Genomic DNA, 20,549 nt, shown 5'->3' with positions numbered 1-20,549 from the left:
TCATCAGTTACGCGGGTGTACGGTGTTTTTCATACAAGAACTGCAGAACTTGCTGACGGCACTGGTGGTAAATGGGGTCATTGGCCAGTGCCACTCGAGAACGCGGACGCGGCAAGGTGACGTCAAGTATTTCCCCCACCGTCGCCGCGGGACCATTGGTCATCATCAGTACCCGGTCGGAGAGTAAAACGGCCTCATCAACGTCATGAGTGATCAAGACAATTGTGGTGTGCAACCGCTGTTGGATTTCCATCACCGCATCTTGTAAATGGGCGCGAGTTAGCGCATCTAAGGCGCCAAAGGGTTCATCCATCAGCAGAACTTTAGGTTTCATCGCTAAAGCACGCGCAATCCCTACCCGCTGTTTCATTCCGCCGGAGATTTCCCCCGGCCGTTTGTCTACTGCATGGCCCATATGAACCAACGATAAATTGTGTTCAATCCAGTCATGCATTTCACTTTTGCTCATCTGCCCGCGAAACACTTCGCGTACGGCCAACGCCACGTTTTCATAAGTACTCAACCACGGCAGTAGCGAATGATTCTGAAATACCACGCCACGTTCAGGGCCTGGCCCGGTTATCTCTTGGTTGTCGCACAGCAAAACCCCTTCGCTCGGACGGCTAAGTCCGGCAATCAGATTTAATAACGTTGATTTACCACAGCCGGAGTGACCAATCAGGCTGACCGTTTCGCCTGGCAAAATGTCAAAGCTGACGTTATCCAGCGCTAAAAAACTGCCTTTGGGCGTAGGAAAGCGTTGGCTCACTTGCTGAACGCGAATAATGGGGGCGAGGTGGCGAGCAGCTTTAGGGTTATCCATGTTGTTCTCCTTAGCGATTGTCGTAAGTGAAGCGGCGGGCAATCGCCATCAGGCCTTGCTCTAACACCATTCCCACCAGTCCGATCAAAATGATGGCAACGATGATGTTTTGCACATTGAGGTTGTTCCATTCATTCCAGATCCAAAAACCGATACCCACGCCGCTGGTCAGCATTTCGGCGGCGACAATCACCAGCCAGGCAATGCCAATCGACAAACGCACGCCGGTCAGCACGTAAGGCAGTACCGCTGGAAAGAGGATTTTTCGCATCACGGTAAACTCATTTAATTTGAGTACCCGCGCGACGTTAAGGTAATCCTGCGGAATGCGGGCAACGCCCTCGGCGGTATTGAGGATCATCGGCCAGATAGAGCAGATGAAAATGGTCCATGCTGAGGCGGGCTCTGCGCGTTGAAATAACAACAGACCGATTGGCAGCCAGGCTAATGGACTTACCGGACGCAATAATGAGATGAGCGGATTAAGCATTCCGGCGATAAAACTGAAACGGCCAATCAAGAATCCGGCGGGAATACCAATTAATGCCGCTAATCCGAAACCGACCGCCACGCGTTCTAACGACGCCAGCACGTTCCAGCCGATTCCCATGTCATTAGGTCCGGCGTTATAAAACGGATGGGCAAATAGCACTTTGGCAGCTTCCCAAGTTTGTAACGGCGTCGGGAAACCTTTGCTGTTCATCGCCGCGATTTGCCAGACAACAACCAGTAATCCGATGCCGGTTAATGCGGGAATAGCTTGATTTACTAAGCGCTTAAAGTATGTACGCACGCCTGGCATACGTGATGTAACAGCCTGGTTTTCGCTCTGCTTCACCGGCAAGGTGGCCACCTCAGCGACAGGATTTCCATTATCAATACTGACCACTTTTGATGCGCTGGCTGATGTTACTGCGACTGATGTTTTCATCGAAGGCCTCACTTAGCGTTTCATCGCAAAACTGTCGGCATAGGCTGCCGGATTACTGCCATCCCACACCTTGCCATCCATCAACGTGCTGCTGCGCATCGCTGATGTCGGTAGATTGATGCCGCCTACTGCCGCTGCCGCTTGTTTATAGATATCAATGCGGTTTACTTTTTGGGCTACAGCCAAATAATCGGGGGCTTTGTCGAGCAATCCCCAGCGTTTTTGTTGGGTCAAAAACCACATGCCATCCGACAGGTATGGGAAATTAACTTGTCCGTCATGGAAGAAACGCATGGCATGCGCATCCTGCCATTTTCTACCGATACCATTGTCGTAACTCCCCAGCATGCGGCCCTGAATTGTTTCAACTGCGCTATTGACATAGGCCCGTCCGGCAATGGTTTTGGCCGTCGCTATACGATTATCATCGGTGCTATCTATCCAACGCGAAGCGTCTAATACGGCCGCGGTTAACGCCCTGGCAGCGTTCGGATTAGCGGCGACCCATGACGCGGTGGTGCCAAGTATTTTTTCAGGATGATCGGGCCAAATTTCCTGTGAGGTAATGGCGGTAAAACCGATGTCGTCGATAATGGCTCGCTGGTTCCAAGGCTCGCCTACGCAATAGCCGCTCATGTTGCCAATTTTCATATTGACGACCATTTGCGGCGGAGGTACTACGACATTGCGAATATCGTTGAAAGGATGAATTCCGGCATTGGCTAACCAGTAATAGAGCCACATGGCGTGGGTACCGGTCGGGAATGTCTGAGCAAAGGTATAGGTTCCTTTGGCACTCGCATCGACTACTTTTTTCAGCGAGGCGCCATCCGTCGCCCCAGCTTGTTTCATTTGGTTGGAAAGCGTGATGGCCTGCCCGTTATTGTTGAGCGTCATCAACATCGCCATATCGTGCTGTGGCCCCGCCGCGCCTGCCTGTAAGCCATAGATCAGCCCATACAGCACATGTGCAGCGTCAAGCTCTCCAGAAACCAATTTGTCACGCACCACAGCCCAACTGGCCTCTTTGCTCAACACAATTTTAATGCCGTACTTTTCATCAAATTTATTTACCGCAGCCATGACGACCGAAGCACAATCAGTGAGCGGAATAAAACCAACGCGGATTTCTTTTTTCTCTGGCGCATCAGAACCCGCGGCCCACACGCTATTCATAAATCCGGGTAATAACATGCTGCCACCTAATGCAGCGGTTCCGGCAATAAAGCGGCGGCGGCTGAGCGAACTCATCGGGGCTTTCTTTTCTTGCGTCATAGTTGGTTCCTATCAATACGATTCAATGCCACGTGATACGCTGCGCGGCGCCTTGTTTTAAGACAAAAGGCTTAAGACAAAAACAAAAAAGGCGTCCAGTCAGCACTCAGTTTTCTGAATGCTAATGGACGCCTTTATCCGTGAATTTTGTTCAGACCGCCGTTGGCCCGACATATTCTTTAAAGTGGCTCATCTATGTCGCCACTTATTACCTAGAGACTAATGCAGATGGCATGCCAACTTTAAGAGTCGGCGTAAATTCACCATGAGCACCGTTATTACCGCCATGACCTTATAGGGTTCAGCGCAAATGTTGCACGTTATCGGATCGCAACACAGGTTATATGCACATCATTAGTGCAGCTATTGTGCGTGTGCTTTAAGTGCAGTTTGCTCTTTACTCACCTAGCAAGGTCGCGACAGAAAGCATCGCGGCAGCGATATCAGAGAGCTTTTTATTTTGATTCATTGCCATATTACGCAAGGTTTTATGTGCTTGTTCTTCGGTCATCCCCTTATGCTGCATCAGCAAACCTTTGGCTTTTTCTATTTGTTTACGCTCAGACAGCGAAGCGCGAAGCTCTGCGAGTTCAGTATCTAATTGTTGTAAACGCCGGGATTGCTGTCCGACAAGCTCTAAAATTGAGCGTCCCAACTGCGGTGCGATACCTTCAGTTTGATAAGCCTGAGCGTTAGCCGCATCAGCGGAGACAAAAACGGAATAATGAGGATGTTCAGGCAACCAGCCGCCGTCATTGTTTAGCAAGTTCTGTTCGAGTGAAGACGTTGCAATAGCAATGCTCTCACGGCAACGCTCCATCAGTATGTCTTCGAGCAGATCTTCAATGATTTTCATATCATCAATGCGCGCAGTCGCCACTGTAAACCAGCGTAGCGCCATATTCTGTGGTTCACCGTCTAATGTTGCCCGGGTATAGGCAATACGACGAAAGCGTTCAAACTCGCTGCTATCTTGCGCCAATTGGCTGTACCAAATATCACGAGCGCGAGCGTCGGCAAACTCAATAAAAGTCTGAAAACAACGTTCTTGTCCTTCAATAAGATTGAGCAATTGCTGGCGAAGCGTATCGTCAAAAGCGCGGGCAGCAAATCCCGCCGCCGCTAACGCCCGCTCTTGCCCGGTCAACTCTTTACCTTGCATAAAACTGAACATTGCCAGCAATGCGCGGGAGATTTGTGGGTCTGCCGGTGTATCAGCCGCTTCAAAGACAAGGGCCAATGCGCATTTGATCACATCACAGTATTGCTGCATCGCTGACGGCTGGCCGATCGCCAGTAATGCAACCTGCTTACGCAATTCATCAAGGGTGGTCATGCTACGTAATAACGCGGCGATGCGGCTATAAAGCCTGGAGGTGCTCGTCGGTGTTGCCGTCTGCATCTTCAGGTGTTCTACCTGCTGAGTAATAACCTGCTGTGCCAAGGAAACCTGTAATGCTCGCTCACTCAACGCCTCACCAAAGGCCGGATCTTGTGAGCACAGATAAATATTGGCAATGCCGCGTTCACGCTGCAATACGTGAATAAACTGGCTCACCGCCCCGACTAGCTTGCCCATTTGCAAGAGATGTTCAAGGCCAGCAATTTCACTTTTTTTTGCAGCCGCGACAAAATCCAGCGCCGTACTCAGCAGCGGTTTTTTCATTAGTGTGAGTCTCAGCAAAAGAATGACTAATGATTGATGCAAGAGTTATGCCGTTACATCTACAGCCACGCCGATTTCAAAGGTTTTATCTGGGGTTAATATGATGCAGGCCTTGGTGTCGATAGCAAAATGAGAAAGGTAATTGCGGGGATAAGGTATTCATATTACTAAGGGAAAACATGATGTTTTCCCTTAACCGAAAGCTTAGGCTTTATTGCTTTCCTGCGCGCCTAAATAACGATACACCACCGCTAAGTCGCTATCACCGTAACCAGCGTTAACCGCATCTTGCCAGTGGCGGCTGATGCTTTGCATGATTGGCAGATTACGGGAACCACCGGCATCGATCGCCAGGTTAATGTCTTTTAACGCCCAGGTCAGTTGCATCTGCGGCTGATAATTATCGGCTTTAAACATCTCCATTTTACCTTTGATATAAGGTGCAGCCAGTGGCCCGCCTTCGAGCACATTCCACAGCTCATCAATGGTAAAGCCCAATTCGTCGGCCAGTTGGCAGCTCTCCGCAATGCCTTCCATCATCGAGATAAGCCAGGCGTTGACCACCAGCTTCATTTTTGATGCGCGACCGGCTTCACCTAACCATTTCACGGCACGCGAGATAGCAGCAAAAACCGGCTCAATGGCAGCGCCAGCTTCACGATCGCCACTGGCCAGCACAACAATTTGTGCTTGTTCAGCCGGCGTTTTAGTACCGGATACTGGCGCATCGAAGAACACCACATCCGGGCGCTCAGCTTGCAGGTAATTAATTAACTGTTCGGTTGCATCAACGCCAAGGGTACCCATTTGCGCGACGATCCCGCCCTGTTTCAATCCAGCAAGTAAGCCATCTTGCCCTTGGAAGGCCGCAAGCGTTGTCGGACCATCTGACAACATGCAGATCACCACATCAACACCTTCGACCGCTTCACGCGGCGTTTTTCCCAAAATCGCGCCTGCTTGCACCAGATCATCACCACGCGATGCTGTTCGGTTCCATACGTGAGTTTCAAAACCGTTTTTCAGTAAGTTAGCAGCGAAAGCATGGCCCATCGCACCTAAACCAAGGACAGCAACTGTTGGCTGTTGACTCATTATCCAGCTCCTTTGAGTGCTTCGAACCCATTATTATCGGGTTTGCGCGAGTTCGAATGTATGAAAGTTGTTAAGAGTGTAAGAAAAACCAGGGTTCAACACCATTTAGCATTGGGCAGACATCTGTAACTGAATGCGTCACTTCGCTGGTTTACAGCAGCTTTTATCAACCTACGGGTGAAAAATAGCAAGTCAGGAAGCAACTGAGCCATAATAAAAAAACCCGCATTCGCAACAAATAATATCGTAACATATACCCTGAAAAATCGAAGATAGACCAAAGTTGAGTGAGGATTTATCGTGAACAGTAATACGAGTAAGCTGGTACTGATTGGTTTTATTTCAGCCATTTTTATTGCCATGGTGGTGATGCTTGGCACGGTTTATGTCTACCCTGCGTGGATGCAGCGCACTACCCCTGAAGCCTGCCAGAATGTGACCAAGCAGAACGCTATTGATACCGTTACCCGCGATTTTATGGAAAACAAACTGCCGAATTGGGGAAATGATAAAGATAACCTGGGTACACAGGTCCCTAGCCTGGCCTTTATTAGCGACAATGTGGTCGAAGAAAAAGGCACTTACCGAGTACCTTTCTCAGCCAAAGGTCCTGGTGGCACACTGAGCTACATCGGTAGCCTTAACTGTTCTAATAACTATATAAAATACTCCACAGTAGAGTAGGAATTTTATTATTTGAAATAATTGTTCATATTGCTGCGCTCAGGAATTAGAATGCAAACCGTTATCATTTGCATTCAGGGATTTTTATGTCTACCAGCAGCGATTGTTCACTAAACAATTATTCGCAACATAATAAAAAACAAATAAAAAACAAGGTCATTCGCGAGAGATTTACCAAAAGTCTGCTTGCGGTGGCCGTGTTACACAGCGCCCCTCTCTTCGCCGCCAGCAGCGAAAATGCCACTAACGATTCCTCCGTTATTACTATCAATGCTGACCCCACGGATAACGTCAGCTATACGGCAAACCAGGCATCAGCGGCCAATAAAACGGCCACCCCACTGATTGAAACACCACAATCTGTCAGCGTTGTGACCCCAACAATGATCGACGATTACAATGTGCAATCTGTTGATGATGCAATGAAGTTTGTCAGCGGCGTTACGCAAGGCAATACGCTGGGTGGTATTGAAGATGGTTTTGTAAAACGCGGGTTTGGTTCCAATAGCGATGGCTCAATTTTTTTAGACGGCGTGCGCAGCAACCAAGGCTTAGGGTTTAATGCCACCACCGATCATATTGAAGTACTCAAAGGTTCTGCCTCGCTGTTATATGGCATTCAAAACCCCGGCGGAATTATCAATGTCATCAGTAAAAAACCACAATATGACTGGAATACCAAGGTAAGTGGTACAACGGGCGGTTCCGGAGGTGGTTCTGGCTTAATTGATATTACCGGGCCATTGGGAAATGGCTTTGCTTTTAGAATGATCGCCGAACGCCAAAGCGAAGATTATTGGCGTAATTTCGGTAAAGACCAGCACACGTTGCTGGCTCCCTCTTTAAGTTGGTTTGGCGAAAAAGCCAGCTTTAATATCAGCTATCAGGAATATAAGTACGATATTCCTTACGATCGTGGCACGGCCTTTATAAACGGCAAACCGCTCAATATCCCCTATAACCAACGACTCGATGAGTTGGCTAACCACGCATGGGGGAAAAATAAACGCCTGAACACTACCTACGAGTATGCTTTCAATCCTGAATGGAAAACGCGTTTAACCTACTCGTGGATGCAACGCCGCTATGACAGCAATGAAGTGCGCGCGATGGCGATTAACCCAACCACCGGCGTAGTGACTCGCCGCGCGGATGCCAACCGTGGGTTTAACCATCAAACCGAATATACCTCTTGGGATTGGATTGGTACGCCACAGCTGCTTGGCATGACTCACGATGTGCTCTTTGGTGTTGATTACGAAATGGATCAGACCTACAAGGCCTATTCCTATCGGGGTAAGAATAGTAATAACTTTAATATGTACCGCCCGGTTTATGGTGTGTCGCCTATTACCAACAGCTCAACCCTTAACGACAGCAACAGTAATATCCGCTCTACGTTGTATAACCGCTCTCTTTATTTCAAAGACAGCATCCATTTTACTGATAAATGGATTGGCGTCGTTGGTGCTCGTTATCAAGGCTATACACAAACCGGTTCGCAAGGTTGGGTTAATCCAACCACCACGCTTAATGACCACGCCAATAAGTTCCTGCCACAGACAGGATTGGTGTACATGCTAACGCCAGATGTCTCGCTTTACGGCAACGTCAGTAAATCATTTACACCATCTACTGCGACGGACGACGATGGCAATGTCTCCTCGCCAGAATTGGGTACGACCTATGAAGTAGGCAGCAAATGGCAGGTCACACCGAAGATCAATACTACGCTGGCGCTGTATCGGATTGATGAAAAAGACATGTCGGTGTTTATCAACGGCGTAACGCGTAATATCCCGAAAGCTCGTTCAACCGGCGTGGAGTGGGAGATGAATGGCGAAGTCGCGAAGAACTGGGATCTTACCGCCAACTATAGCTACGATAAAACCGAAATTACCGAAGATAACGTCAATCCAAACAATGTAGGCAATCGTCTGGTCAATGCCCCAACGCAAATGGGCAGTCTGTACCTAAGTCACACCTTACGTTGGAGCGTCATGCCTGGCGATCTACGCATTGGTGGCGGCGCGCGCTATGTCGGCAACCGCGCAGGTGATCCGGAAAACAGCTTTACCATGCCCGCTTATACCGTCGCTGATGCCTTTATTGCCTGGAATAATCAGTTGATCGGTAAACATACCCAGCTACGCCTGAATATGAATAACCTGTTCAATAAAGAGTATTACACCTCAAGCGGTGGCAACCTACGGGTACTGGAAGGCGCACCAAGAAATGTGACTTTAACGGCCACGGTAGATTTCTAATTAAGGAGGTCCTACGCCGGAATATCAGATTTTTCCCGCGTAGGCCTGCATTAGGTGCGATGGTGATCAGCTCACCGTCTCAATTAGCGCGGATAACAATTCGTTGAAGTGGGCGTGTGACTCGATGACATATTCCGGTGACGCTTTATCGTGGATTTGAAAGCAGTCGCCGATAAAGCTGTACGCAAACACGGACATACCATCTTCACCAATCAGTACTTTGTCAGAGAGATTTGGATCTACATAGATTTCGTTGTCACGTGTCTCGACGTTGCGGACGTAGATATTCGACCAGGATGGCTCACCGTCCTCCGCCTGCACCAAGCTGTACAGGGTCAGACCGTTATACTCCAGCCCATCCATGATTTTAAACATCTCGGCGTAGTCCAACCGATTAATTATCAGCCGCTGGATATCCTCATAAGCGGTTCTCTTCTGCGCATCCCATTCATCTGGGGCTGGTTTTCGTATTAAGTCCGCCATTATGTCCGGGGCTACCGAGTGAGCTATCGGGTAATTATTGGCAACCATCAGAGTATTGAACATGCCGATCAGTTGATTTGTATTTTTCATCGTTTCCCCCTTATTTCCCGACTGGGTAAATTACACCGTTTGGTGAAGGCCACAAAACATCTCTGCTGGCATTGTATGGAAGGTCTTTCGTGATTCTCGCTTGTGTCTTTGACAGTGCGGAATGATAGGGAGAGTTTTGGATCAGTATCAGGTTATCAAAAGCATTTGTACCGCCGTCATCTAGGGGGATTTTGTGGTGAACCTGCCACCCCGAAGGTACATTTCCATTTGCCAGGCGTAACAGGCCATCAGGATCAAATGTTGATAACGCGTCAGGGTGGTCGGAGAGAAATTTAAGGAAATTAGGCCGCACTTTGTTATTGAATTGCCCACGCAGCGCGTTGTACTTAACACGATCACGGCGAAGGTAATTAAGCGGGGTAACGTTCATATCATCCAGCAGAACGTGGACTTGTTTGTATTTCCCCAGATAGCTTGTTAGTTCCTCCGCCGCCATCGGATTCCTGATAACCAGCAGCGAAGCCGCTGCAACCATCATGCCGGACGTGGTTTCGTTTAAAACACCATCGTAACCCTTCACTGCATCGCCGCCAAGCTGCTCCGCTGTCTGCCGGAATCCTTCAATATTGCCGTTATACACACCACCAGCAGCCAGCAGACGACCAACGGCTTTACTGTTCAGTGTTTTGCCCTCTGGTACTACTGTCGGGCCATAATAATCATAGAATATACGTTGAGTAGGAGCAGGCTTACGTCCCTGTCTGTCGGCAAGAGCGTGCCGGTAAGCACTGATGATTTCACCCTCAAACCAAGCGTGCCTCGATGATACTGTAGGGGTAAAAATTAGGTCGCCGTTATCGTCGATGTAAAACGGGTTTTTGTTACTGCTCCAACGCTTGGAGGTATCCATACCGACAAGCCAGCCAATTTGCAAATCACGCTCTACCTCATCGTAAATTGGATCTGCGTAGCCACGATGTTTTCGTACATATGGCCTTTCGTGTGGAGATGAAAAGTGTTTTTCTTTGGGGAGGCCGAAAACAAGACTGTAACCGTTCGCTTCATAAGACAGGTCGTAGTGTACACAGGCTTCTCTTAGTGAGTCAGAAGGTGTGAGAATGTATTGAAAATCAGCGGGGTCTAATCTGTTGGTTAAATCATGTGATCGGTAAAGTTGAAACATGTGGAATCCTATCCTTTAACTTTGTAAGGATTTTTAGGCACCACGGATTAATAATCAACCAGCAAAATGTCTGAAAATATAGCGATTCCTCACCGATGACCGAAACTGCTAGAACACGAGAAAAAAGCAGACCAGTTGTAACTCTAACGGCAGGATAACGTAAATTTAGATGGTTCCGGCGGCTGAAATAATGTGTCTCTGATCGTCCAATTGATGCCATCTCAAGTCGCATATTTATGGGCGTCATTTTGTACGTCCGCCCACTTTTTCGTCTCTGGCCGATTTCCCCTGGCCTCATTCGTTCGCTTGAATGATAAAATGCGCTATTAAGAACAACTAAATAATTCAAAGGCTCATCAACTGAACAGACCAAAATCGTCGTTTTAGTGCGGCTTAAGCTGATCCCAATAGGTCCCATTAAATGGAATTGGCAGGAATCGTTGGTAGATTTCACGCACGGTTTGCTGCGGGTCAAGGTCGGCAAAGAGCTGTGGATAGAGCGCCTTGGCAAAAACTTCAACATCCACCAAATGATACGGGCTGAGATAAAAGTTATGCCACACGCCATAAGCCCGCCCTTCTTTCACCGCCCGCAGACTGGACAAAATAGGTTGGCTAGCCATAATCCGTCGGAAACTGTCTTGTGCTTGCTGTGCGGTGACACCCGGACCAAGGCGTAACGATTTTTTATCCTTGCCATCGGAACCGCCCATTCCGGTAGTGATATAGACATCAGGATTGGCCGCGATCACCGCTTCTGGGTTCATTTCACCGTAGACGCTACCAAACTTGCCGCTGGCAATATTGTCTCCACCAGCGTAATCCAATAAATCAGCAAGATTACTGTGTGAAACCGTAGTGCAGCAGCTTTCTTTACGGCCGAGGTGTAATTGCAATATCACCGTCGGTTTAGGCCCATGATAGCTTGCCAAACGCTGGCGAACCGCCTGCATATGTTGCTGATAGAAATCAATAAACCGTTGGGTTTTAGCCTGGCTATTCAAAACCAGCCCCAATAAGCGCAAGCTAGGCAGCGTATTATGAAGTTGATCGACACGTAAATCGACATAGATAACCGGAATACCTGATTTTTCTAACTGGCCACGTAGCAAACTCGGATCGCTTCTATCTTTGGCATACAGCGGTAATATCACCAGATCCGGCTTCAGCGAGATGATTTTTTCCGCATTTAACTGATCATAACTGGTGGCATTGAGCTGCGATATTTGGCTAATTTGCGGGAAGGCTTTTAAATATAACTGCCAGCTCTGATTATCGTAACGCTGCATATCCGCCGGCCAGCCGACGATGTTTTTAACCGGGTCGCCGTCTCTAACCAGCGCCAGGGTATATAACAACCGGCTTTCTCCTAGCACAATCCTCGTCGGCGTATCCGGTACCACCACTTTACGGTTGAGAATATCGACCACTGTTTTGCCTTGCGCACTCCCCGCAGCGGCACTCATAACCAACAACATTCCCCACAACCAATAACGCATAAGGCCTCTAGCCTGAATAGATAAGGTTATGAATGATAATTATTATCGTTACTTTTCGCAATTATCCGGGAGCGTATTATTTCCCTCCCCCAATGCCCGCTGCATCATCAAGGTATTTACCCAACGACCATGCTTAAACCCTACGCCGGTTAACTGCCCAATCAAGGTAAAACCTAGCGACTCATGCAAGCGTTGCGAGGCAACATTTTCACTATTACCAATGATGGATATGATTTGACGCCACCCGCCAAGGGTTGCCCGTTCAATCGCCTCAGATAACAGTCTCTTACCCACACCCTTGCCCTGCGCAGTCGGAGCAAGATACACCGAATCCTCTGCAGTAAAGCGATAGGCATAACGCGGACGATACGGCGATAAATAACAGTATCCCAGCACCTGCTCTCCAGATTTTGCCACCAGATACGGCAAGCCTTTGCTGAGAATATTCTCCCGACGAGACAACATCTCGGCTAAATCTGGCGGCTCGGTTTCAAACGTGGCTAAACCATGCAATACATGCTGGGCGTAAATCTGTTGTACCTGCTGCATATCCGTAATGCTGGCATCTGTTATCGCAATCGAGTGCAAGTGAGTTGTAGTGCAAGCTTCTGATAAGGACATGTAGATTTCTCAAACCGTGGGATGTGATGTAAAAAGAATAAATTAACCCTAAGACTTAGTGTAGCTTTTTAAGCTTATCTTCAGGATAAGCCTCTGAATAAAAGTCCCAAGAAAGTGATTAAAATACTAACAGTTACAAAGTGATAACTGTGATAAAGCTGCATAATTGACAATCATCCGTAAGCATATCGAACCTTCAAGATCCAAAGAAGCCTATGATGGGAATATCTATACACAGATTAAATATGAACATTATTTTCTGTACTTTAAATTATCGCCCATTACAAAGAACGATTTTTATAAAAATATCAATCAATTAAAATTTTTAATAAGAAAATTTGAAAATATAGAGCACGGATCCTATAGTTACCATGAAAACAATTCGCATGATAATTGTTTTCATGGTAACTATAATTAATGTGTTAATTAGATTAACCAATTGTTATATATGAATTTATTGAGGAGTAGTTTATGAAGGAAATCACAAGTTCGCAATTATTTGAAATCTCTGGTGCAGGTTTTTATCATGATGAGTTTTCTAACATTGGTGGCGAAGTGTCAAATACCATCCGAGATGTAGTCAATCATGATTTCTATTCAGTACCCAAAGATGTAGGTGGATTAATCGGTTCAGGCGTTGATGTCGCCATTCATTCGATTGGTGGTACTGTGAATTTTGGTATTGATACGGCGTCAAAACTTATTTCCGCCATTGTTCCTTTTAAATAAAAATGAAGTTGTCATTGTCATATGACAATGGCAACTTTTTTGTAGTTTAAGGATATTTCATGAAAGAATTATTTGGTGATGATATTGAAAAAGTGTCCGGGGCTGGCATTGTTGGTTTTTTAAAAGATATAAACAATACCCTCCACTCTGGCGGAAGACTCATTCAAGATACCGGCGTTACGGCGAAATCAGCCATTGGAGTGCTAGGCGCAATAAATAGTGGTTCATTCCATGATTTGGCTACTAATGTTGGTGGAACAGCTGGAGGAGTTATTGATATCGCTGTCGATATTGCTCACGTCGGCTCAGATGCGTTTGGAGTCATGTTAAATGGTTTAAAAATACTAGCTCCGACTGTTTAATAACCCCAATAAATTATTCACATTAATGGTGACAGACTAACCGGTCACCATTATATCGTTTGCATTGGCGATACGCGCTTATCTGATCCCCATATTGTGTATTAGCACTTGGCGCTATTTAAAATAGCGCCATCAGATTTTTATTAGGCTATTTTTAATTTAAGCACATCTTTAGATCTCAGTTTTATCCTGATTGGCACCGATTTGTAGGATGGCGTCCCGCTTTCTTCATCAATATAGTGTAGCGGCACAAGAACATTAGCCTCTGGATAATAGGCACCTACGGAACCCGGGGAAATACTATAGGCAATGACAGTAAGACCTTCCATGCGCTGAGAGCACCCAGGAAGTGCTGTTTCTACGTCAACCACATCGCCATGCTCAAGACCCAAGCGTTGAAGATCGCTATCATTCATAAACAGAATGTCACGCCGGCCGAAAACCCCTCGATAGCGATCATCCATGGCATAAATAGTGGTGTTATATTGGTCGTGGCTGCGTAGCGTAATAAGCCGCAGGATATCCTCACCAGGCACTATTTCGTTCTCATGAAGCCCAGAGAAAACGGAGAACATAGCCTTACCTGTTGCCGTGGGCCACTTCCTTTCAGTCGGCGGTAAGGGCATACGAAAACCACCCGGAATACGAATGCGAGCATTATAATCATCAAATCCTGGTATGGTTTTTTCGATCAGATCACGAATAAGATCGTAATCCTCAATCAATTCCATCCACGGGACTTTACTCTCAGGCATTGCTGCCTTCGCTATGCCAGCAATAATAGCAGGCTCTGAGCGTAGAGAATCTGAAGCCGGGTTTAACTTGCCGGATGAGGCATGCACCATAGACATAGAGTCTTCTACCGTCACCGACTGAAGCCCTCCTACCTGCTGATCCCGTTCTGTACGGCCCAAACACGGCAGAATAATAGTTTCTTTCGCCACTAATAAATGGCTGCGGTTAAGTTTGGTGCCAATGTGCACACTTAAATCCAACGTTTTCATTGCAGGCAGGCTCTGCTCCGGATCCGGTAGCGCAATCGCAAAATTGCCACCGAGACAGATGAGCGCTTTCGACGTTCGGTCTATCATCGACTGCATGGTCTTAACTGCATCATGCCCGTGCTCTTTGGGTGGGATGAAACCAAATACTTCTTCAAGTTTTGCTAAGAAATCTGCCGATGGTTTCTCTGTAATACCGACCGTTCGGTTGCCCTGGACATTGGAGTGTCCACGTAGCGGGCAAATACCGGCCCCCGCTTTACCAATATTGCCACGCAGTAATAGTAAATCAGCGATGAGGCGTACATTTGCCGTCCCTTTATTGTGCTGGGTGATCCCCATGCCATAGGTCACAATTGTGGCATTGGATTTTACGTAGGCAAGTGCAACCTGTTCCAGATCATTACGCGTAAGTCCACTTTCTTGCTCGATAGCCTCCCAATTACTCGCGGCTAAGTCATCAGCAAAGGCAGCAAAACCTTGGGTATGTTCTGCGATAAATGCATGATCTAACGCCCCCTCTTTTTCAGCATCTAACGCAAGTACCGCTTTAGCAATGCCTTTCAAGGCAGCAGCGTCCCCACCGGCCCTCACTTGATAATAGGTTGATGCAATATTGGTCGAAGTATAGGTGGCCATCTCAAGGACGCTTTGGGGATCGGCAAACCGTTCGAGAGCCCGCTCGCGCATTGGATTAAACACGATGATCGGCACATTCTTCCGAGCCAGTTCGTGTAATGTTCCCATCATACGAGGATGATTTGTGCCCGGATTGTGTCCAATGGAAATAACAAGTTCTGCATCGTCAAAATCATCCAGCGATACAGTGCCTTTACCAATACCAATCGACTGAGGTAGACCGACACTCGTTGGCTCATGGCACATATTTGAACAGTCTGGGAAATTATTGGTGCCATATTCACGCGCAAATAGCTGGAAGAGGTACGCCGCCTCATTGGATGCCCTGCCGGAAGTATAAAATTCGACTTGTTCTGGCCGTAGCGTCGACAAGACGGCGGCAATCCGTTTAAAAGCGTCATCCCATTCAATAGGACGCAGGGTGTCAGTATCACCATCATAAACAAGCGGCATCGTCAGCCGGCCATAGCCTTCCAACTCATAATCCGTTTTTTCCAGCAGCGACGTTACTGTATTCTCTGCAAGGAATTCAGGAGTAACACGTTTGCTGGTCGCTTCCCATGTCACCGCTTTCGCGCCATTCTCACAGAATTGAAATGTGGAACCATGCTCTTTGTCAGGCCAAGCGCAACCTGGGCAATCAAAACCGCTAGGTTGGTTAGTACGTAGCAACGTTGCCGGCGCCACAAGAATATCCATTTGAGTACGCACGGCAATTGCCGTTGCTTTCAATGCCCCCCAGCCGCCAGCTGGACCATCGTAAGGATGTATACCGGGAACCTTTCGTCTTTTCGCCATATTATTTCAATCACTATTCATTATGAATACATACTTTTGTTATAGGAAATAATTGGTAATGTTGCAAATAAGTATGCTAATTAATTCATTCCCATCTTTAATTCACGTTAATTTCAGAGGCGTCAAAACGACTACAGCACATATTTTTAACTTCGATATTAGTGTGCTCAACGGTGCTGGCATTACACTAAAATAAGGGACTGAGTAAAGGTTTAAAATAAATTATTGAAAAAACCACACCAAAGACATCAACCATAATAAAAAGGTTGTTATTATTTAAAATTGTACATGCAATCAATTACTCCCATATGTAAGCACAATTTAGAAATCATATTAAGAATATTTGTACATACATTTAACATAAATACATTCCAAACTATCATCAAAAATACTTCGCTTTAGAGAAAACTAAAAGACAAATCATAAAATTATATGTTTTATACATAAAAATCAGTTAGTTAATTTATATATAAAGTAAATTTGAAAATATATGATATGAATTCTATAGTGTAATTGAGAATGGTTTCACTGCATATTACTTGCATGACAATCAATTCTCTTGCGTAAGATCGGTTTACCATTAAAATAATGGTTATATACAAAGGCTATCGAGGAGTAGTTTATGAAGGAAATCACAAACGAGCAGTTATTAGAAATCTCTGGTGCTGGATATTATCACGATGAACTTTCTAGTATTGGTAATCAACTGACAGAAACCATCAGCAACATAGCGAATGGCAATTACGGTAAAATCCTCGGGGATACATTAGGCGTAATAGGTTCAGGAGCGGATGTTGCCGTTCATTCAGTCAGTGGTACAGCGAATTTCGTTGTTAACACCGCTTCTAAGATCATCTCCTCTATCATCCCGTTTAAAAACGCTTAAGAGTTTCTAATCGTTAGAGAGAAAGAAGTTGTCATTATCATTGGTAATGGCAACTTTTACAGATTAAGGATATTGAATGAAAGAATTATTGAATGATGAGATTGAACAAGTCTCTGGGGCTGGAATTATTGGCCTTGTTAGCGATATCAAGAGTGCCATCCATTCTGGTGGGGTACTGATACAAGATGCAGGGGTTACTGCTAAATCTGCCATCAGCGTACTAGGATCAATCAAGAATGGCTCATTCAGTGATTTACCCGCTAATGTATTTGGGACGGTGGGAGGGGTGATAGATATGGTGGTCGATGTTGCTCACATTGGTTCAGACGCCTTTAGCGCTGCACTCAACTTAAACCCAATGCCTTAATGCTTCTTTTCAATATAACAATATAGATGGTGGCCGCTCCGGTGGTCATCACACACAACCACCCTATCGCGTTTGTGAAAGAACATTCCATTTCTGATACAAAACGACATTACCCGGTAACACATTTCCCACAGAAAGCCCTTAAAGCAACGCTTATTCCTAGATGCGAGATGCCGAAGGGTTTCGCCGAGGCACTGAATACTCTGGTTGCGGGGCTGAAGCGGTTTCTGCACTTTATTCCCCCTATCTCGATCTGGATTTTATATCTCTAAGAGATTTAGCTATTACCCGCTACACTAAAGAACACTTTCCTGAACAGGACGCATTACTAATGAAAAGACTCACTCAGCAAGATATGACGGAAAGCGAACAACGCGAGTTGAAGACCCTGCTTGACCGAGGCCGCAAAGCTCAGGGGCGTGACCTGACGAACTCTGAAACCAACCGTATTAAAGATGATTATGTCGATAAACTGATGGCCGAACGAGAAAAAGAAGCCAGTAAGGCCCGTGCTGAAAAGCGCCGTGCAAAAATCAATGCAACACCGAGTACTTCAGCAACTTATAACTGGACAGCCAGCACACATCCTCGTGGGCGCCGCTAATTCCTACCGATTATAATCTGATAGTTATCAGTGACCTAAACTGATAACTATCTCTTTAACGACAGCCACTATCCCAGCCTAAAATCTTAACCCTTACCCTTCATTAACTTTATTACCACATAATTTTTTACACAGAACTGGTGTTATTAAATCGGTCGCCCTGTCATTACTACTCAATAAATAATAACCCTACAGGAATGACCATAATGTCTGATGTTAAAAAACATACCTTCGTTTTGATTGCTGGTGCCTGGCATGGCGGATGGGTGTGGCGTGATGTGGTAGAGAGGTTACGCCAGCAAGGACATACTGTTAGCGCACCAACATTAACGGGATTAGGTGAAAGACGGCATAACGCTACGCCAGATACTAATCTGAGTACCCATATTGATGACGTACTGGCCCATATCGACATGGAGGGGCTGGAAAATATTACGCTGGTTGGCTGGAGTTACGGTGGCATGGTGATCACCGGCGTTGCTGGAAGAATACCGTCCAAAATCTCATCATTAATCTACCTGGATGCAATATTCCCGGAGAGTGGCAAATCTATGATGGACTATCTGCCAGAAACCAGCCGAGAAAGACTGGAACCTTTACTGGCTGAGAATCAGGCTTTTCCCGCTTTTCCGATGGAAAAATTTGGCATCACGGACGCCGTTTTAGCAGACTTTATTACGCCACGTCTTACTTTGCAGCCCGTCCATACCTTCTTTGAGCCGGTGCATTTTACGCAACTGCCCGATGTCACTATCGGATATGTTTATTGTACCGGTTACGGTGAATCAACAACCTTTACTGAAACTTATCATCGTTTGAAAGACGACGCTCGTATTCGTATGGAAACGCTGGATACTCATCATATGATGATGTTGAGTGAGCCACAGAAAACGACCGAGCTATTGCTAGCAATGGCTCGGTAACAAAACCATGAGAGGCGCCCCACGCCGCCTCTCTATCTTTCCTTAATTCGTTAATCGCTTAAATCCGTGTGTTCCGTCTTTTTCCAACTGCGCGACTAAACCATATTCCCAATCAAGATAAGCTTGCATTGCATCAGCAGTCACATCAGTCCCTTCATAAGGGCGACGATAGCGATCGCGCGGGTTTTCAGTGTAAGTCGATGCGCCATGTTCCAAAGGCAGCGTTTCATCAATCCAGGCAAGCGTGCCGCCCTGCAATAAATAGGCTGGTGCGCCGGTTAATGCCTGAACTTCTGTGACAGCGTAACGCGCCAATAGTCCACTCGTGCAGGTAACTACCCAGCGTTTATACGTCGGTTGTGCGGCCAAAATCTGAGGCAGTGCTCCGCGAGTAGTCCACACAGCTCCGGGAATGCGCCGTTTGATAAAATTAGCGCTGGTTGTCAGGTCGATAATGCCAGTATCACCTTCAGCTAACCATGCGGCAAGCTGCTGTGGCAGTACTGACTCTATCGTTGGCACCGCTGCCGTAGAAGGTGCCCAACTGCCTGACTCAGTGAAGTGTTCACGATACGTCTCAGCATCCAGCACATAAACCTGCCAGTTCATTTGCGCCAACCAAGATGCGGTCATATTGGCTCGTATGCCATCATCATCGATCAGCACAATGCGCGCACCGCGCACGCTCGCATAGTGATCGGTTTCCTGCACCAATTGACCACCGGGAACGTGGCGAGCCCCAGGGAGATGTCCGGCCTGATATTCGTCCTGAGCACGCACATCAAAGAGATACAATGTGCGTTGTTCATCCGCCTGCCATTGAATGAGTTGTGCTAGGTCAATGTGTTGCACCCCTGCACGTTGCGCCAGCGTTTGTACAGGCTGCCAGGCCGCCTGACGAGAATTTTCGCTCAATGGCGGATAGGAGTCTTGTTGCTGATGAACCAACTCTTGCCCTGCCAACGTCCAGCCAATGGTGCCATTACGTAACGCTGCCACCGGGTTGCTCACACCTGCGTTAATCAACGACTGCGTACCAATAATGCTACGGGTGCGTCCGGCACAGTTAATAATCACCTGCGTTGTAGGATCGGGCACCAAATCACGCAGACGCAGAACAACCTCACCGCCCGGCACACTGATACCCTGCGGAATACTCATGTTCTGGTACTCATCGAAGCGGCGCACATCCAATACGGCAACGTTTGCCCCCGATTGCAATAACCCTTGTACCTGCTCGGCAGAAAATGACGGCGTGTCATAATGATGTTCCACCCATTCTCCGAAAGCTTTACTCGGTGCGTTTACATCAATAAATAACTCGCCACCTGCCTCCTGCCAACCGTGCAAGTCACCCGCCAACAAAGCAATATCAACATAACCCAGCGCTTTCAGACGAGCTGCCGCTATCTGTACCAAACGAATATCTTGCCGCTGGTCATAACGCTGCCCGTTGTCATATAAGGTGATCGCCGTATTGCGACGCGGTACGCGATCGAGTATTTCAATTTCTAGTTTTGATAACGGAAGATTGGCCGCAAATAGCGGATGTCCCGTGGCAAAATCAGCTTCTTCACGCAAGTCGATCAACAGGGTTTCTTGCCCATCGCGCAGCGCCCGGTTAAGTTCAGCGTAGTGGCGCAGAGGCAAATTGTTCAATGA

General features: G+C 46.9%; 19 protein-coding genes. 8 read left to right on the top strand and 11 right to left on the bottom strand.

The genetic code is table 11. From position 1 onward, the window contains the following. Positions 1 to 7: 7 nt before the first annotated feature. The 5 genes from ACL9RG_RS03155 to ACL9RG_RS03135 form a co-directional block, all read right to left on the bottom strand. Complete coding sequence (locus ACL9RG_RS03155; RefSeq protein ID WP_422791098.1) at positions 8 to 823, bottom strand: ABC transporter ATP-binding protein; 816 nt, start codon at positions 821 to 823, stop codon at positions 8 to 10. 10 nt (positions 824 to 833) lie between these two features. After that, positions 834 to 1,754 (bottom strand): nitrate ABC transporter permease, encoded by a 921-nt coding sequence (gene ntrB, locus ACL9RG_RS03150; RefSeq protein ID WP_422791097.1) that lies wholly within the window; start codon positions 1,752 to 1,754, stop codon positions 834 to 836. Positions 1,755 to 1,766: 12 nt separating this feature from the next. Next, positions 1,767 to 3,029, bottom strand: coding sequence for a CmpA/NrtA family ABC transporter substrate-binding protein (locus ACL9RG_RS03145; protein ID WP_422791096.1), 1,263 nt, complete (start codon positions 3,027 to 3,029; stop codon positions 1,767 to 1,769). Between the two features lie 397 nt (positions 3,030 to 3,426). Further along, positions 3,427 to 4,695 (bottom strand): nitrate- and nitrite sensing domain-containing protein, encoded by a 1,269-nt coding sequence (locus tag ACL9RG_RS03140; RefSeq protein ID WP_422791095.1) that lies wholly within the window; start codon positions 4,693 to 4,695, stop codon positions 3,427 to 3,429. 204 nt (positions 4,696 to 4,899) lie between these two features. Continuing rightward, the gene (locus tag ACL9RG_RS03135) at positions 4,900 to 5,790 is read right to left on the bottom strand and encodes an NAD(P)-dependent oxidoreductase (RefSeq protein ID WP_422791094.1); all 891 of its coding nucleotides are present in this window, start codon (positions 5,788 to 5,790) and stop codon (positions 4,900 to 4,902) included. A gap of 300 nt (positions 5,791 to 6,090) precedes the next feature. Between ACL9RG_RS03135 and ACL9RG_RS03130 the strand changes: the two genes are divergently transcribed. Continuing rightward, positions 6,091 to 6,474, top strand: coding sequence for a YebF family protein (locus tag ACL9RG_RS03130; RefSeq protein ID WP_422791093.1), 384 nt, complete (start codon positions 6,091 to 6,093; stop codon positions 6,472 to 6,474). An 86-nt stretch (positions 6,475 to 6,560) separates the two neighbouring features. Continuing rightward, positions 6,561 to 8,741, top strand: coding sequence for a TonB-dependent siderophore receptor (locus ACL9RG_RS03125; protein WP_422791092.1), 2,181 nt, complete (start codon positions 6,561 to 6,563; stop codon positions 8,739 to 8,741). 66 nt (positions 8,742 to 8,807) lie between these two features. Here ACL9RG_RS03125 and ACL9RG_RS03120 read toward each other — a convergent pair whose 3' ends face one another. From ACL9RG_RS03120 to ACL9RG_RS03105, 4 genes are all read right to left on the bottom strand, one after another. Then, positions 8,808 to 9,314, bottom strand: coding sequence for a YrhA family protein (locus tag ACL9RG_RS03120; RefSeq protein ID WP_422791091.1), 507 nt, complete (start codon positions 9,312 to 9,314; stop codon positions 8,808 to 8,810). Positions 9,315 to 9,324: 10 nt separating this feature from the next. Then, positions 9,325 to 10,458 (bottom strand): HNH endonuclease signature motif containing protein, encoded by a 1,134-nt coding sequence (locus ACL9RG_RS03115; RefSeq protein WP_422791090.1) that lies wholly within the window; start codon positions 10,456 to 10,458, stop codon positions 9,325 to 9,327. A gap of 383 nt (positions 10,459 to 10,841) precedes the next feature. Then, on the bottom strand, positions 10,842 to 11,957 hold the full coding sequence (locus ACL9RG_RS03110; RefSeq protein WP_422791089.1) for an ABC transporter substrate-binding protein: 1,116 nt from the start codon (positions 11,955 to 11,957) through the stop codon (positions 10,842 to 10,844). 48 nt (positions 11,958 to 12,005) lie between these two features. Then, positions 12,006 to 12,578, bottom strand: coding sequence for a GNAT family N-acetyltransferase (locus ACL9RG_RS03105; RefSeq protein WP_422791088.1), 573 nt, complete (start codon positions 12,576 to 12,578; stop codon positions 12,006 to 12,008). A gap of 471 nt (positions 12,579 to 13,049) precedes the next feature. On the opposite strand from ACL9RG_RS03105, the gene ACL9RG_RS03100 reads away from it, so the two are divergent. Then, a complete protein-coding gene (locus ACL9RG_RS03100; RefSeq protein WP_422791087.1) occupies positions 13,050 to 13,307 on the top strand; it encodes a hypothetical protein in 258 nt (85 codons plus the stop codon). 59 nt (positions 13,308 to 13,366) lie between these two features. Beyond that, on the top strand, positions 13,367 to 13,669 hold the full coding sequence (locus ACL9RG_RS03095; protein ID WP_422791086.1) for a hypothetical protein: 303 nt from the start codon (positions 13,367 to 13,369) through the stop codon (positions 13,667 to 13,669). Between the two features lie 143 nt (positions 13,670 to 13,812). On the opposite strand, the gene ACL9RG_RS03090 is transcribed toward ACL9RG_RS03095, so the two are convergent. Continuing rightward, positions 13,813 to 16,107 (bottom strand): FdhF/YdeP family oxidoreductase, encoded by a 2,295-nt coding sequence (locus ACL9RG_RS03090; protein WP_422791085.1) that lies wholly within the window; start codon positions 16,105 to 16,107, stop codon positions 13,813 to 13,815. A gap of 622 nt (positions 16,108 to 16,729) precedes the next feature. On the opposite strand from ACL9RG_RS03090, the gene ACL9RG_RS03085 reads away from it, so the two are divergent. The 4 genes from ACL9RG_RS03085 (at position 16,730) to ACL9RG_RS03070 (ending at position 18,887) form a co-directional block, all read left to right on the top strand. After that, positions 16,730 to 16,993, top strand: a complete 264-nt coding sequence (locus ACL9RG_RS03085) for a hypothetical protein (RefSeq protein WP_422791084.1) — start codon at positions 16,730 to 16,732, stop codon at positions 16,991 to 16,993. 76 nt (positions 16,994 to 17,069) lie between these two features. Beyond that, positions 17,070 to 17,360 (top strand): hypothetical protein, encoded by a 291-nt coding sequence (locus tag ACL9RG_RS03080; RefSeq protein WP_422791083.1) that lies wholly within the window; start codon positions 17,070 to 17,072, stop codon positions 17,358 to 17,360. A gap of 331 nt (positions 17,361 to 17,691) precedes the next feature. Further along, the gene (locus ACL9RG_RS03075; RefSeq protein ID WP_422791082.1) at positions 17,692 to 17,964 is read left to right on the top strand and encodes a DUF3811 domain-containing protein; all 273 of its coding nucleotides are present in this window, start codon (positions 17,692 to 17,694) and stop codon (positions 17,962 to 17,964) included. Positions 17,965 to 18,170: 206 nt separating this feature from the next. Then, the gene (locus ACL9RG_RS03070; RefSeq protein ID WP_422791081.1) at positions 18,171 to 18,887 is read left to right on the top strand and encodes an alpha/beta fold hydrolase; all 717 of its coding nucleotides are present in this window, start codon (positions 18,171 to 18,173) and stop codon (positions 18,885 to 18,887) included. A 42-nt stretch (positions 18,888 to 18,929) separates the two neighbouring features. Here the strand turns inward: ACL9RG_RS03070 and ACL9RG_RS03065 are convergent, their stop codons facing one another. After that, entirely contained in the window at positions 18,930 to 20,546 is a 1,617-nt protein-coding gene (locus ACL9RG_RS03065) for a rhodanese homology domain-containing protein (RefSeq protein WP_422791181.1), read from the bottom strand. Positions 20,547 to 20,549: the final 3 nt, after the last annotated feature.

The sequence above is a fragment of the Rouxiella sp. Mn2063 genome, assembly GCF_049319665.1.
Classification (GTDB): domain Bacteria; phylum Pseudomonadota; class Gammaproteobacteria; order Enterobacterales; family Enterobacteriaceae; genus JBMOUD01.
This window is presented reverse-complemented; position numbering and strand designations above follow the sequence as displayed.

Coding starts and splice junctions, on each gene's coding strand:
- ACL9RG_RS03120 (WP_422791091.1), bottom strand. CDS start 9,314: ATGAAAAATACAAATCAACTGATCGGCATGTTCAATACTCTGATGGTT.
- ACL9RG_RS03070 (WP_422791081.1), top strand. CDS start 18,171: ATGTCTGATGTTAAAAAACATACCTTCGTTTTGATTGCTGGTGCCTGG.
- ACL9RG_RS03105 (WP_422791088.1), bottom strand. CDS start 12,578: ATGTCCTTATCAGAAGCTTGCACTACAACTCACTTGCACTCGATTGCG.
- ACL9RG_RS03110 (WP_422791089.1), bottom strand. CDS start 11,957: ATGCGTTATTGGTTGTGGGGAATGTTGTTGGTTATGAGTGCCGCTGCG.
- ntrB (WP_422791097.1), bottom strand. CDS start 1,754: ATGAAAACATCAGTCGCAGTAACATCAGCCAGCGCATCAAAAGTGGTC.
- ACL9RG_RS03115 (WP_422791090.1), bottom strand. CDS start 10,458: ATGTTTCAACTTTACCGATCACATGATTTAACCAACAGATTAGACCCC.
- ACL9RG_RS03100 (WP_422791087.1), top strand. CDS start 13,050: ATGAAGGAAATCACAAGTTCGCAATTATTTGAAATCTCTGGTGCAGGT.
- ACL9RG_RS03140 (WP_422791095.1), bottom strand. CDS start 4,695: ATGAAAAAACCGCTGCTGAGTACGGCGCTGGATTTTGTCGCGGCTGCA.
- ACL9RG_RS03080 (WP_422791083.1), top strand. CDS start 17,070: ATGAAAGAATTATTGAATGATGAGATTGAACAAGTCTCTGGGGCTGGA.
- ACL9RG_RS03095 (WP_422791086.1), top strand. CDS start 13,367: ATGAAAGAATTATTTGGTGATGATATTGAAAAAGTGTCCGGGGCTGGC.
- ACL9RG_RS03145 (WP_422791096.1), bottom strand. CDS start 3,029: ATGACGCAAGAAAAGAAAGCCCCGATGAGTTCGCTCAGCCGCCGCCGC.
- ACL9RG_RS03155 (WP_422791098.1), bottom strand. CDS start 823: ATGGATAACCCTAAAGCTGCTCGCCACCTCGCCCCCATTATTCGCGTT.
- ACL9RG_RS03135 (WP_422791094.1), bottom strand. CDS start 5,790: ATGAGTCAACAGCCAACAGTTGCTGTCCTTGGTTTAGGTGCGATGGGC.
- ACL9RG_RS03125 (WP_422791092.1), top strand. CDS start 6,561: ATGTCTACCAGCAGCGATTGTTCACTAAACAATTATTCGCAACATAAT.
- ACL9RG_RS03085 (WP_422791084.1), top strand. CDS start 16,730: ATGAAGGAAATCACAAACGAGCAGTTATTAGAAATCTCTGGTGCTGGA.
- ACL9RG_RS03090 (WP_422791085.1), bottom strand. CDS start 16,107: ATGGCGAAAAGACGAAAGGTTCCCGGTATACATCCTTACGATGGTCCA.
- ACL9RG_RS03075 (WP_422791082.1), top strand. CDS start 17,692: ATGAAAAGACTCACTCAGCAAGATATGACGGAAAGCGAACAACGCGAG.